This window comes from Myxococcus llanfairpwllgwyngyllgogerychwyrndrobwllllantysiliogogogochensis (assembly GCF_006636215.1).
Taxonomy (GTDB): domain Bacteria; phylum Myxococcota; class Myxococcia; order Myxococcales; family Myxococcaceae; genus Myxococcus; species Myxococcus llanfairpwllgwyngyllgogerychwyrndrobwllllantysiliogogogochensis.
Genome location: NZ_VIFM01000131.1, coordinates 16,490 through 30,073, shown reverse-complemented (window position 1 = coordinate 30,073; position 13,584 = coordinate 16,490). Strand labels below are relative to the sequence as shown.

At 68.3% G+C, this 13,584-nt stretch carries 8 protein-coding genes; 6 read left to right on the top strand and 2 right to left on the bottom strand.

All coding sequences use genetic code 11. From position 1 onward, the window contains the following. Window positions 1–3,198, top strand: a 3,198-nt coding sequence (locus FJV41_RS52515; protein WP_181790990.1) for a hybrid sensor histidine kinase/response regulator, incomplete at its 5' end; no start/stop codon positions are given. Here the strand turns inward: FJV41_RS52515 and FJV41_RS28115 are convergent. Beyond that, the gene (locus tag FJV41_RS28115; protein ID WP_246137459.1) at window positions 3,149–4,132 is read right to left on the bottom strand and encodes a PDR/VanB family oxidoreductase; all 984 of its coding nucleotides are present in this window, start codon (window positions 4,130–4,132) and stop codon (window positions 3,149–3,151) included. The two genes, FJV41_RS52515 and FJV41_RS28115, sit on opposite strands and share 50 nt — an antisense overlap. A gap of 438 nt (window positions 4,133–4,570) precedes the next feature. Between FJV41_RS28115 and FJV41_RS28110 the strand changes: the two genes are divergently transcribed. The 3 genes from FJV41_RS28110 to FJV41_RS28100 all read left to right on the top strand — a co-directional run bounded on the left by FJV41_RS28110 (window position 4,571) and on the right by FJV41_RS28100 (window position 9,178). After that, window positions 4,571–5,215: a hemerythrin domain-containing protein gene (locus tag FJV41_RS28110; protein WP_141645650.1), complete on the top strand. Its 645-nt coding sequence runs from the start codon at window positions 4,571–4,573 to the stop codon at window positions 5,213–5,215. 156 nt (window positions 5,216–5,371) lie between these two features. Continuing rightward, window positions 5,372–6,127 (top strand): SIMPL domain-containing protein, encoded by a 756-nt coding sequence (locus FJV41_RS28105; RefSeq protein ID WP_141645649.1) that lies wholly within the window; start codon window positions 5,372–5,374, stop codon window positions 6,125–6,127. Between the two features lie 438 nt (window positions 6,128–6,565). Then, window positions 6,566–9,178 carry an SRPBCC family protein gene (locus tag FJV41_RS28100; protein ID WP_141645648.1) on the top strand — a complete coding sequence of 871 codons (2,613 nt, stop codon included), beginning with the start codon at window positions 6,566–6,568 and terminating at the stop codon, window positions 9,176–9,178. A 205-nt stretch (window positions 9,179–9,383) separates the two neighbouring features. On the opposite strand, the gene FJV41_RS28095 is transcribed toward FJV41_RS28100, so the two are convergent. After that, window positions 9,384–9,848, bottom strand: coding sequence for a nuclear transport factor 2 family protein (locus tag FJV41_RS28095; protein WP_141645647.1), 465 nt, complete (start codon window positions 9,846–9,848; stop codon window positions 9,384–9,386). Window positions 9,849–9,933: 85 nt separating this feature from the next. Here FJV41_RS28095 and FJV41_RS28090 point away from each other — a divergent pair, with 85 nt between their 5' ends. Then, the gene (locus FJV41_RS28090) at window positions 9,934–10,533 is read left to right on the top strand and encodes a TetR/AcrR family transcriptional regulator (RefSeq protein ID WP_141645646.1); all 600 of its coding nucleotides are present in this window, start codon (window positions 9,934–9,936) and stop codon (window positions 10,531–10,533) included. Between the two features lie 1,255 nt (window positions 10,534–11,788). After that, window positions 11,789–13,579 (top strand): hypothetical protein, encoded by a 1,791-nt coding sequence (locus FJV41_RS28085; protein ID WP_141645645.1) that lies wholly within the window; start codon window positions 11,789–11,791, stop codon window positions 13,577–13,579. The last annotated feature ends 5 nt before the right edge of the window (window positions 13,580–13,584 follow it).

Here is a 13,584-nt window from a genome sequence, read left to right as displayed (position 1 = left end):
GTGTGGGTGGGCACGGAGACGGGGCTGGGGCGGTGGAAGGGGGGCGCGTGGACGCGCTACTCGGTGTCGCAGCACGGGCTCTACGACGACGCGGTGTTCAGCATCGTCCCGGACGGCGATGGCCACCTGTGGATGAGCAGCAACAAGGGTGTGTCCCGGGTGTCGCTGCGTGAGCTGGAGGAGGTGGCGGAGGGGCGCCGCTCGCGGCTGGCGGTGATGGGGTTCGACCAGACAGACGGCATGCGCACCGCGGAGTGCAACGGGAACACGCAGCCGTCGGGGTGGCGGGGCAAGGACGGGCGGCTGTGGTTCACCACCATCCAGGGCGCCATCGTCGTGGACCCGGTGCGGGTGCGCGCGAGCCGGCAGCCTCCCGAGGTGCGCATCGAGGAAGTGCGCGTGCAGGGCGAGCTGGTGCCGGTGACGGGCCCGGTGGAGCTGCGGCCGGATGGTTCGCGGCTGGACATCCGCTTCACGGCCTTCACACCTGGGGACGCGGTGCGGTTGCCGTTCCGCTACCGACTGGTGGGGCACGACGACGGCTGGGTGCGCGCGGAGATTCGCCGGGCGACGTACACGGGGCTGCGGCCCGGGCGCTATCGCTTCGAGGTGCAGGCGGAGGGCCGGGACGGTGGCTGGACGGAGCCCGTGTCGCTGGACGTGCTGCTGGAGCCGAGCCTGTGGCAGCGCACGGACTTCTGGGTGTTGTTCGTGCTGGGGCTGGGGATGTTGGGCGTCAGCGTGTACCTGCTGCGCGTGGGGCAGCTGAAGGCGCGTGAGCGGTGGTTGGAGGCGCGCGTGCAGGAGCGCACGCGGGAGCTGGCGCGGGCGAATGAGGAGCTGGAGGCGAACGTGCGCACGCTGCGGCAGACGCAGGCGCAGCTCGTCCAGGCGGGGAGGATGGCGGCGGTGGGGCAGCTCGCGGCGGGCGTGGGGCACGAAATCAACAATCCGCTGGCGTACATCGTGTCGAACCTGGAGCACGCGAGCGAGGAGTCGGATGCGCTCGCGCGCGAGCTGGGAGAGGCGCGAGACGCGGGGACACGACTGCGCGAGGTGGGGCAGGCGCTGCGCGAGGCGTTGCATGGCGCGGACCGGGTGCGCCGCATCGTCCGGGACTTGAAGACCTTCTCCCGGCCGGACGACGAGAAGCAGGGGCCGGTGGAGCTGGGGGCGGTGCTCGACTCGGCGGTGAAGATAGCGATGGGCGAGCTGCGTCCGCGCGCGAAGGTGGTGCGCGACTACGGGGACGTGACGTGGGTGGAGGGGAACGAGGCGCGGTTGGCGCAGGTGTTCCTGAACCTGCTCATCAACTCGGCGCAGGCGTTGCCGGAGGGCCGGGCGGAGGAGAACGAGGTGCGCCTGGTGACGCGCGGTGGGCCGGACGGGTGGGTGGTGGCGGAGGTGCGCGACACGGGGAGCGGGATTTCACCGGAGTCGCTCGGGCGCATCTTCGACCCGTTCTACACGACGAAGCCGGTGGGCGTGGGCACGGGGCTGGGGTTGTCGTTGTGCCATGCGTACGTGACGGCGATGGGTGGCACCATCTCCGTGGAGAGTGAGCTGGGGCGCGGCTCGGTGTTCCGGGTGACGTTGCGTCGCGCGAGGGAAGTGGGCGCGGCCTTGAGCTCGGAGGCGCGGGGGCGGTCGCGGGACTCGTTGTCGGATGCGCGAGGGCAGGTGTCGGGGAGCGGGTGGGCCGCGGTCCGAGGCTCGGGTGAGCGCGCGGCGGAGTCGGAGTCGAGGTCCGCGCGGGAGCGTCCGTCATCGCCCACGGGTTACCCGACGGTGCCCGGGGCGCGGTCCGTGACGGAGCGTCCGTCGTCTCCCCTGGGCCACCCGACAGTCCCCGAGTCCGCTCCGCTCGCGCGCCCCGTGACGGAGCGTCCCTCGTCACCGACGGGCTACGCCACGGTGTCCGAGCCGAGGCCGGTGACAGAGCGCGAGACCTCACCCAAGGGCCATCCGACGGTGTCCGAGTCGGCACAGGGCACGTGGTCCACGAGGGAGCGCACGTCCTCACCCACGGGCTATCCAGTGGTGCCCGAGTCGTCACAGAACACGCTGTCCGCGCTGGAGCGCACGGCCTCGCCCACGGGCTACCCGGTGGTGCCCGAGTCGTCGCAGGGCATGCGGTCCGCGACGGAGCGCACGGCCTCGCCCACGGGCTACCCGGTGGTGCCTGAGTCGTCGCAGGGCATGCGGTCGGCGCTGGAGCGCACGGCCTATCCGGTGGTGCCCGAGTCGTCGCAGGGCATGCGGTCGGCGCTGGAGCGCACGGCCTCGCCCACGGGCTACCCGGTGGTGCCTGAGTCGTCGCAGGGCATGCGGTCGGCGATGGAGCGCGCGTCCTCACCCACGGGCTACCCGACGGTGCCTGAGTCATCGCAGGGCCTGAGGTCGGCGATGGAGCGCCCGTCCTCACCGACGAGCTCCCCGACCATCTGGGAGTCACCGCACGGAGCCAGGCAGGCGACGGAGCGCGATACTTCACCCACGGGCTACCCGCCGGTGTCCGAGCCCGTTGGCTTCCCAGCTTCGCGTCGCACGGCAGCGGGCCTCGTGATGGACGCGGGCTCCGAACGACTCCCGGGCTCCGTGTCTCCCTTCCCCGCCGAGAGTGGCGTGAGCCCCGAGGCACGTGCTCCCATCACGGCCCCGGAGTCCCTGGCCCGGACGCCGACGAGCCCTCCTCTCGACGCCGGCGCTCGCATCGGGACGCCATCGGTGATGACGGAGCCCGTCCGAGCCGAGACCTCGCCGCCGGTCCGGGGACGGGTGCTGGTGGTGGACGACGACGCGCTGGTGAGCGGGGCCATCCGTCGCACGCTGGCGCGAGAGAACGACGTGGACGTGGTGGTGAGCGCGCGGCAGGCGCTGGAGCGACTGGTGGCGCCCGAGCCCCAGCGCTACGACGTGGTGCTGTGCGACCTGATGATGCCGGAGATGACGGGGATGGACCTCTACGAGGCGCTCGTGCGCACGGCGCCGGCCGTGGCGGAGCGGGTGGTGTTCATCACCGGAGGGGCCTTCACTCCGACGGCACGCACCTTCCTGGAGCGGGTGGAGAACCCGCGCGTGGAGAAGCCCTTCGACCCGGAGGCCCTGCGGGCGCTGGTTCGGGCCGAGGTGGCCCGAGCCCGCCTGGTCACAAATCCAGCACCAGCCGCTTGGAGCGAGCGCGCGACACGCAGATGAGCATGCGCTCATCGCCGGCGGGCTCCTGCTGGAAGAAGGTGTCGCGGTGCTCGGGCTGTCCCTCGCAGACGCGGGTGACGCAGGTGCCACAGGAGCCGGCCTCGCAGTCGCTGGGCACGCGCAGGCCATTGCGGCGCAGCACGTTGAGCACCGACTGGCCCTTGGGCACGCTGAGCACCTGACCCGTGCTGCGGATGGTCACCTCGAAGTCGGTGTCCTCCTTGCCCAGGGCGACGCTGTTGCCTTCGGCGCCGAAGGACTCGAAGTGGACCTTCTCCCAGGGCCAGCGGTGGCGCGTGGAGGCCTCGCGCACGGCCTTCATCAACCCCGTCGGGCCGCAGCAGTACAGCCGCGTGCCCGGCCCGCGCGTGGACAGCAGCCCCGACACGTCGAGCCCCTTGTTCGGGTCTCCCCCGTCGAAGTGGAAGCGCACCCGGTCCGCGAACGGCGCGGAGGACAGGAGCTCGCGGAACGCGGCGCGCTCGGGGGCGCGGACGCAGTAGTACAAGACGTAGTTCGCCCCGGTGCGCTGGAGCTGCCGCGCCATGGACAGCAGCGGGGTGATTCCGATGCCGCCCGCCACCAGCAGGTAGCTGCGCGCGAACATCAAGGGAAAGTCATTGCGCGGCGTGCTGACCACCAGGACGTCGCCTTCCCGCACGCGCTCGTGCATGGCGCGCGAGCCGCCGCGGCCCCGCGCATCCTTCTGCACGGCGATGACGTACCGGTGTGTCTCTTCCGCGTCGTTGCAGAGTGAGTACGAGCGCAGCGCGGAGTCCTTGCCGGGAACGCGCACGTCCAGGTGGGCGCCGGGCTCGAAAGCCGGCAGCTCGCCACCTTCTTCCGGGACCAGCTCGTACGACAAGATGTCCTCGGCCTCGGTCGCAATCCGGGCTACGCGCACGCGCTGAGCATCATTCATCACGGTGTTCACTGCGTTCCCCTCTCCCCGTCCCGCAACTGCAGCGGGCCCACCACCCTTGGCGCCGAGACGGAGATTGAGCAGAGGTGGTTCCGCGTGGGATTGGACTGGGGGGCGGTCGGCACGTCGCCTCCCCGACGGCGGCCAGGACAGCGGAGCCTGGCCAAGGGTCACCCAGGAGCATCCGGTTCCCTCGTTGAGCACGGTGCTTCCCTGTCAGGGGGGCGAGGCCTCCAGGGTGGGCTCGCGCGAACCCGGATGTATCCCTCCGGTTCTCAGGGGGAGCGGTCTCCAGGGTCGCCTGTCGGGGTCGCGGGGGAGCGGGCCATTCTCCCGTCGCTTCGGCATCAGGGCGAGGTCATCCCCACCATCCAGGACATGTCGCGCCTGGAGCCTTGCGCTCCATGGAGGGGATGCGCGGCCCCCAGAACCCCAGGGAGGCAATCAAGCATGGATGCCATCGCGTTGCTGAAGACGGACCACAAGACGGTGGAGCAGCTCTTCCGCAGGTTCGAGAAGGCGGGCGCCAATGCCCACAAGCTCAAGCGCAAGCTGGTGGAGCAGATGGTGCTCGAACTGTCGGTGCACGCCGCCATCGAGGAGCAGGTGTTCTACCCGGCGGTGCGCACGCGCTCGGAGTCGATGAAGGAGGAGGTGCTGCGCTCGCTGGAGGAGCACCACGTGGTGAAGTGGGTGCTGTCGGAGCTGGACGAACTGCCCGCGGAGGCGGAGCGCTTCGACGCGAAGGTGTACGTGTTGATGGAGAACGTGCGCGCGCACGTGCTCGAGGAGGAGGGCACGCTCTTCCCCGAGGTGAAGAAGGCCTTCCGGCCACAGGAGCTGCGGGAGCTCGGCGGGTTGCTGGAGAGCGCCAAGCAGGCGGCCCCCACCCGGCCGCACCCGATGGCTCCGGACACGCCGCCGGCCAACCTGGTGGCGGGCGCGGTGTCGGCGGTGATGGACATCGGCCGTGACGCGCTGAGGGCCGCGCGCCGCAAGGCGACGACGAAGGTGCGGGAAGTCACCGGGCGCGGCGAGAAGACGCCGAAGCCCCCGGCCCCCGGGTACGAGGCAGGGGACGCCGCGAGTCCGTGAGGTCCGCGCTCGCGGGAGGGCGGGGTGCGCTCCGCCCTCCCGTGAAGGGCGGGTGCCGTGAAGGGGCGTGAATGTTGGGTGGCAGGCCCCGTCCTGAGGAGTAAGGCAGCGTCATCACGACACCCGCCGTACCGGAATCCCGCCCCAGGAGGCGCCATGCTTCACGCTCGACCCATTCGTTCCATGTTGCTCACCGCCGTGCTGCTCACCGCGCTGGGGGCCTCCGCTCAGCCTCAGCCGCTGTCCGCGCCGCGCCCGCCGTTGGACCCGGCCGTGCGCACCCTGCGCGTGGAGGGTACGGGCGAGGTGAAGGCGCAGCCGGACGAGGCCTTCATCGACCTGACGGTGGAGACGCTGGCGGCCACCGCGAAGGCGGCGGGGGAGCAGAACGCGAAGAAGATGGAGAAGGTGATTGCGGCGCTGACGTCGGCGGGCATCGCGCGGAAGGAAATCCAGACGCGCAACTACTCGGTGTACCCGGACTACGGGCCCCCGGCGCCGAACGAGACGGAGCCGAAGCTCAAGGGGTACCGGGTGAGCAACCTGGTGAGCGTGCACCTCACGGAGCTCTCGCGGGTGGGGAGCTTGCTGGACCAGGCGCTGGCGGCGGGGGCGAACCGGGTGGACCAGGTGCGCTTCGGGCTGGCGAAGCAGGACGCGGTCCAGGGTGAGGCGCTGCGGCAGGCGGTGGCGCGCGCGCGCAAGTCCGCCGAGGTGCTGGCGGCGGCGCTGAACGTGAAGCTGGGCGCGGTGGTGGACGCGAGCACGGTGACGGAGCCGCCGCAGATGTACCCGGCGCGCTTCGCGATGGCGGAGTCCGCGGATGCCCGAGGGACCACGCCCATCCAGCCGGAAGAGCAGACGGTGCAGGCGAAGGTGACGCTCATCTACGTCATCGAGCCCCTGCGCTAGCCAGTCGCCCGGCAACATCAAGGAAGCGCGAGCCCCGTGGCGCCAGCAAGGTGCCACGGGGCTTTTACGTGGGTGCGTGATGATAGCCCGCCGGACGGCCTGATGCCTGCCACGGCGATGTGGACGCCTCTTGAAAGCAAGGGTCGGCGAAGAAAGCGCGCGACCTCCCGGGGCTCGGGCATTTTCAAGAGTATCCGAGAACACCGCGAAGCGCGTGTGACTCCCGGGCACAGAGGACACACCTTCATGAATGGTCAGAAGCAAACCGTCTCGTCCACGAGGCGGATGGGACTCATCCTGGCGTTGTTGGGCGTGGGGCTTACCGCGGGGCTCTCCGGCTGTGGTGGAGACACGCTGGCGGAGTCATCCATCAAGCCGCGCGAGGGGGAGCCGTCCGGGAGCCAGCTCCAGGGCCTCTCCTCGAACTATCGGCGCGCGATGACGTGGCGGCTCCTGGAGCAGCGGCCGAACCTCACGCTCGTGGGTGGAGATGACATCACCAACGTGTACTCAGGTGACACCACCATCGACACCCTCCTTCCCATGCTTTGCCTCCGCCAGGACGGTCGCCCCGTGCCCGCGGGCCTCGTCGTGGACTTCTACAATGGCTGGGCCGCGGGTGAGGTGAAGCTGACGGCGCCGCTCGCCGGGTCGGTGCTCGGCTCGCGGGCCACCGCCGACGCACTCTGCGCGTCGCAGTTCGGTGCCGGCTTCCGGATGGCCGAGTTCCATGACGGACAGGGTGGCTGGCACTGGTGGGCAAACGGCGTGGTCCCGATGGACACCCGCTTCTGGGCGGCCATCAACAATCAGCCCGCCAATGCCTGGAACTCGACCGGCACCATTCCTCCCGCGCCCCCAGTGACTCCGTCCACGCTTCCGGCGGTGTCTTGCTACAACCCGTCCGGCGCCGCGGTCGACTGCATCTCTGGCTGTGGAGCGGTCACCTGCCGCGACATCAACAACGTCGCGGTCCACTGCGCCAGCAGCGCGAATGCGTCGCAGAACTGCCCGCCGGCCCGCTGTTACACCGCGAGCGGCGTCGAGGTGAACTGCGCAACCGAGTGCGACATCGCCAGGTGCGCCTCGGCGAACGGCACGACGATGCCGTGCCCTACCGAATATGCGTATTGCTACGAGGGGCCGACCCTCTGCACCAGCGCCACGGGTATTTGGGACCAACAGGACGACTGCAATACGCCCGAGTCCGACGTCTACACCTGCCTTGATAACGGCACGACCTGTGCCTCGGCGACCGACGACCCGGGCGATGCGGACGACAGCACCAATACCATGACGCCGCTCACTCCCCCGGAGGTGATCTCCCTCGCGCCGTCGGACATCCCGTCGGTGGAAACGAACTCGTCGTGCGCATGCGCATCGGGCAACGGGAGGACGACCGACTGTGCCTACGAAGTGCGCCTGATCAGCTTCAAGCCGACCTCGGCATCTGCCTTTGACCGCCGCATGGAGGTCCGAAACATCACCGTCGACGCGGGCGCCGGGAAGGTGGAACTCGTGGACAAGTACATCGCACCGGAGAAGCTCCCCGTCGGCTACGAGGTGGGCATCAACAAGACGGTCGCCACCGTGCCCGTCCCGTGCGGCTCGACGAAGTTCGTGAACGTGACCGTGGCGGCGACCGAGGAGGACCGCTGGGGGCCTGATGAGAAGGGCTCGGTCACCTTTACGCTGCCCCTCAATTGTCCGGGCGGGGCGCCCGTGAAGATGACGCAGAAGATGCAGTTCAAGAACAGGCGCGGCCGCGTGAAGCACGAGGCCGACTTTACCGTCGAGGCCCGCGTGGGCAACCGCTGCGCGACGTCCACCGACCTCGGGACCGCGCCGGCCTGCGCGCCGCCCGCCGGAACGCCGACCGTTCCGTGCAAGTTCGACCTCTTCCTCGAAAGCCTCACCCACCGCGACTCGCCTGCGTTTGATCGCAAAGGCCAATTCTTCGGCGAAGTGTCGCCCCCCGGGTTCCCGGTGGTGGACATCCCCATGCCGACTCTCAGCAATGCGTTCGGTATCCGCGAGGGAACCTCGAAAGACCTTCGCCAGTGGTACACCAGTCCCATCGCGACCTACAACGTGCCGTACGGCGGCACGATGAGCCAGACCATCCCCGTCAGGCTCGAGGAGATCGACTTCCTCTTCGGAATCGGTCGCAATGACAAAGGCAACAGCCAGTTCAGCCTCAACCTCACGTGCCCGCCGACGCAAGACACGTTCTTCACCACGACCGAGGTGAAGCTGTTCGGTGGCAACACGAGCAATCCGAAGCACGTCGTCGACCTGGGTACGCGCACCACGCTGACAAACCTGAACTTCGGGCACGTGGAAGCGACGGAGGGCGCGGTCACGCCGTGCCAGGTCTCGGTGAAGATGCTTCGTGCGCGTCAAGTCTCGGGGGCCGTCGGCAACTTTGACCTCAAATTCCGCATCGGCGGAAAGGAGGCGTCGCGCAACTTCCTCGTCAAACACAGCGCACCGACCTGGGAGACGCCGCCACAGTACAGCACGCTTGCGAACGTCACCGTTCCCTGTGCGCGGCGCGTGGAGACGACGCTGTCAATCAGTGGCAGGGAGGCCGACGCCTTCTCCAAGCCCGAGTTCGCCTACGCTGAATTTCCGCTCACGCTCTCGTGCGCCAATGGCGCGCAGGCCGACGAGCTGAAGACCGTGCGCCTCCATTTCAAGAACCGTCGCGGCTCGGTGCGAGACATCCTCGACGTGGACCTCGCCATCACGCGCACCGAGTCCCGTCCCGCTTGCCAGTGCAGACAGGCGGGCCCCGAGCTCGGCCGCATCTCCACCTGGTGGGGCAAGGTCAATCTGCACAAGAGCCCGGGCGGCGGTTGGCTCGCCGACTCGGATTGCTCGACGGGCGCGAACGTGTATGACCTCAACTACTGCCGCAAGTTCTGGCCGACGGCCACGACGGTCACCGAGGTGCCGGTGACCCCGAAGCCCGCCAACGTGTGGCGCACCGGTGGGTGCGGCATCGAGCTGAGCGACTTCGATGGCGGTAAAGAGTACGTGTGTTGGTGAGCGCCTCGTCTGATTGACGGTGACGTGAATGGGCGGACGGGCCGCGAGCCCGTCCGCCGTTCTGTTTTCAGGCCCACGCTCCGCCATTGCCAGTCGATGGTGTCTTCACGCGTGCGCTCGACCGGGGGCGGTTCCCGTCACGTGTCGCGGTGGGCTTCATGCCGCGCGAGGTGCCTGACGCGGGCGAAGTGTCGCGCGCCGGGGGCTACGGGGCGGGCGTGCCAGCTCCGCCGAGGTCCTGGGGCGTGAGTTTCAGCGCCGCGCTGATCGCCAGGATGTCCTGGTACTCGCGCCAGTGCTGAATCAGTCCGTCGCGGACCCGCAGCACGCCAATGAGGGTCGCCGAGGCGCGCAGGCCGGTGGTGGTGACCGTCCCCGCCAGCTCGTACTCGACGACGATGACCTCGGGGTCGTGGGTCTGGTGAGTGGCCAGCTCGCGGAACTGCTCGAACCGCACCGGCAGGACCGCGCTCCGGGCCCGGTAGAACGCCAGCCACGCCTCGCGGCCCTCATGGCGTCGCATGCCCGGAGGGGAGAAGGGCGTCTCGACCACGACATCCTCGGCCAGCAGCTCGGCGGGGAGGAGCGTGGCGCCGTCTCCGACGAGTGCTTCCTGCATGCGCTGGTAGACGGTGAGTGGACCTGCTGTGCCGGCCGCCGAGGGTGACATGGTCGAACCTCCCGATTAAAAGATGAGTGCGACTCAGGATAAATAATGAGTCATACTCATTTTCGCAAGGAAGGATGGAGGACTGATGGCTCGGAGCGGTGTGCCGCCTTCCGGTGGTGGTGGGGACAAAGCCGTTCGTGCGGACGCCCGCCGCAATCGCGCGAGCATCCTGGAGGCGGCCGAGGCCGTGTTCGCCGAGCAGGGGGCGTCCGCCTCGACCGAGGCCGTGGCCGCTCACGCCGGCGTCGCGATTGGCACCGTGTTCCGGCACTTCCCGACCAAACCCGACCTGCTCCAAGCCGTGGTGATGAACCTGCTGGACCGCCTCATCACGGAGGTCGACGCGATGGTCGAAAATCAGGGCGCGGTCACCGCCCTGTTCGAGTTCTGCACCCGCGTCATGGCCGTCAGCGCCCGGAACAGGGCCGTGCTCGCCCGGCTCGCCGAAACCGGGGTCCAGGTCCGCGTCGGCGACGCCCTGACGCGCCTCCGGCCCGCCATCGACGTACTGCTCGAGCGCGCCCAGAAGGCGGGCACCGTCCGCGGCGACCTGCTCCCCACCGAACTGGTCGCCCTGCTCGCCGCGCTCTGCCAGGGAGCGCTCACGGATGCGTGGAGCGAACCCTTCCGCCAGCGCATGCTCACGCTCCTCTTCGACGGCATTCGACCCACCGCGAGACGTTGACCGCGCCGCGAACAAGCAGCCTCGCAAGGGCCTGTGCTGGTGGGCGCTTGTTTGGGAGGCATTGCGGAGGGTTTCGTCGCCGCCGCGATATCACCCGATGGGTGGCATCCTCGGAGTCGAGGCCATGACGGGGGGCTGCAAAGCACCGCCGCGACTTGACCTCCCGGAATCATCCCGCTTCAATTGATGCTTCGAGTCCGTGAGGCCTGCTCCTCGCGTGAGCTGGAAAGTCAGTCCTCTCTGACCCAGATGCAGTCCATGCAGCTCAAGACCCGCGTCCGTGCCGACCCTGTCCTTGGCTGTGGTGGTGGCATCGTCATCGCCGCCCCATCGAGTCGTCCGTCCGCGGTGAGCTGACTTCAGTCGCCAGCAGGCCGCGTGTCGTCTGTTGGCGACTGTTTTTGTTTCGCAGGTGCCGCATCGCGGCATCGTCAATCTTGACGCCGCCTGGATAAACTTGTTTTTCAGGTCTCAATAGTTGGGTCCATGATGCAGGAATTCCAGTAATGAGGCAGTGATTGCGCTGCATCTCGTCATGGCCATTGCATGGAGCCCCCGAATGGCTGCTGCAACTTGACGTCAAGTTGTCGACCGGTTTCAATTGATACTCCGGGTCCGTGAGGACTGTCCCTCGCGTGAATCGGAAAGCCAGTCCTCACTCACATCAAGGAGCCGTCCATGAAGATCAAGACCCGCGTTCGCGCTGGACCTATCGCCACCTCCGGTGGCCGTGGCTGTGGCGGCGGCATCATCATCGCCGCGCCGCTCGACATCTGACCGCTGTGAGCTGACTTCAGTCGCCGGCGGGTGGTGTCTCGCCTGCCGGCGACTGTTTGCATGAGGGACGTGGAAGGTGGCGCATCGCGCCATCCTCGCTTTCGACAGCTCGCGACGATGCGGGAGGCCTGCCCATTGTTCGTGTTGCATTTGAAATCCACGAAGCTTGTGCAACTTGACGGCAAGTAACAATCCGGCTTCAATTCACATCCCGGGTCCGCGAGGTTTGTTCCTCGCGTGAATCGGAAAGCCAGTCCTCACACACGCACAAGGAGCAGTCCATGAAGATCAAGACTCGCGTTCGTGCAGGTCCGATGCAGGCTGACGATGGCACCGTCATCGGTGGTCGTGGCTGTGGCGGCGGCATCATCGTCGCTGCTCCTCTCGACTTCTGAGCGATGAGCTGACTTCAGTCGCCAGCGGACCGGATACCGGCTGCTGGCGACTGTTTCATTCAGGGCCTTCGAGGAGTTGCCACGTGAGTCTGGACGCGGTGTCGCTGGACCCCCATGAGACGCTGTACGTGCCCATGCGGCGTCGCTTCATCAAGGAGTACCTGAACTCATCCGAGGGCCAGCGAGAGCTGCACATCTATTACGGCACCAAGGAGATCTACATCGAGGAGCTGGACCTGCACTCCTTTGGAGAGCAGCTCTGCCTCGAGGACTCCTTCATGGCGGGGGCCGCCACGCGGTGGACGCCGGGAGAGCCGTACCCCTGGGAGCGCGTGAAGGAGCTGCTCGAGGCGCTGCTGGCCGAGGGCATCGTGTCGCGCGAGCCCCCGACGCTCGCCTTCGACAGCGAGACGCATCGGAAGTACCTGGCGTTCGAGGCGCGGCGGGAGGCTCCCACGGAGCCGATGTGGTGGAACCCGGATGCGTCCGACGTCATGCGGAAGCTCACGGGAGTCCCCCTGGAGCTGGGCTTCCTGGAGGCGATGCTCCCGGTGTATCGCATCGCGCACCCCGCCATCGACGCGGAGGGGCGGCACATCGGGGAGAGCAACGTCTTCCCCGAAGCCATGCGCATGAAGGTGGAGACGGAGTTCAAGGCCTGTCACTTCGCGGGCAGTCGCTACCGGAACAGCGCGCCGATGAACGTGACGGCGCTCAAGTCGATGATGAAGCACTGGAAGCCGATGATGCACGCGGTGCTCGCGGTGCGTCGGGCGTTCCTGCGCGATGACACCGTGCTTCCGGACGGACGCTGGCGGATGGGCGACCTGCACGCGGTGGCGTGTGCCGTGCTCGCGGTGCCCTCCTTCATGTTGATGCGCGCGAACGACCCGGTGCCCAACGGCACGCTGGACCCGGTCCTGTCGAACATCTACCGGGTGACGGACGGCGTGCGGATGGTGGCGGCCTTCATGCTCTTCCTCCCGGAGGAGCCGATGACGTACGACACGCCCATCTCCTCGGCCGAGCTGCTCTACGTGTCGGACCGCGACAACCACTACCTGTCGACCCGAGGGGTGTGCGCCGGGCCTCCGAACCTGATGGAGGAGTACTTCCAGACGCTGATGGATGGCAGGCCCGTGGCCGGTGAGCCTCCGACTCCCTTCGAGTGGGCGAACGACATCGTCCCGGGAGTGGACTACGGGCAGCTGGGGCTCCAGCTCTACTCGCTCCAGTTCAACCTGTGGAGCTACATGTGTCGCGCCTACGAGCACATCCGCGCGGCGGTGTTCAAGGTGGAAGGGGAGTCCGACGGGTTCTGGGGCCGGATGCGCGAGCGGATGGCGCATGACTGGGAGATGATGAGGCCCACGCGCCTGCACACGGCGACGCAGCGCAACTGGGCGGAGGCTCGCTACATCGAGATGTTCGACCGCGCCCAGCGCGGTGTGAGCACCTTCCGGGAAGAGTCGTTGGTTCGCTTGCAGGATGTCTTCACGCCCGTGCATGACGCGGTGTACGAGACCACCCGCGAGCACCTCAGGGGCCTGGTCCGTGAGCGCTCGGGAGCCACCTCGGGGCCGCGCATGGAGCTCGCGGATGCCATCGCGGATGCCACCGCGGAGTATCTGACGCTGGAGCGCTCGGCGCTCCTCGCGCTGGAGAATGTCCAGCGTGAGACCAACGCGCTGCTGAAGCGTCCTCATCCGGAGCGGCGGCTCACCAACAAGGACCTCGCGCTGCACCACCGGATGCGAGCGGGCACCATTGGCGTGCTGCCCTACTTGCTGGACGTGTTCCGGGACGAGCTGGGGGTGGACATCGACAACTCGCCGGAAGGCACCCGACTGAGCCAGCGCGGCAACGCGGCCTGAGCGGG

Excerpts from the sequence above, each read along its gene's own strand:
- FJV41_RS28110 (WP_141645650.1), top strand. The coding sequence starts at position 4,571 with ATGGATGCCATCGCGTTGCTGAAGACGGACCACAAGACGGTGGAGCAG.
- FJV41_RS28105 (WP_141645649.1), top strand. The coding sequence starts at position 5,372 with ATGCTTCACGCTCGACCCATTCGTTCCATGTTGCTCACCGCCGTGCTG.
- FJV41_RS28100 (WP_141645648.1), top strand. The coding sequence starts at position 6,566 with ATGACGTGGCGGCTCCTGGAGCAGCGGCCGAACCTCACGCTCGTGGGT.
- FJV41_RS28095 (WP_141645647.1), bottom strand. The coding sequence starts at position 9,848 with ATGTCACCCTCGGCGGCCGGCACAGCAGGTCCACTCACCGTCTACCAG.
- FJV41_RS28090 (WP_141645646.1), top strand. The coding sequence starts at position 9,934 with ATGGCTCGGAGCGGTGTGCCGCCTTCCGGTGGTGGTGGGGACAAAGCC.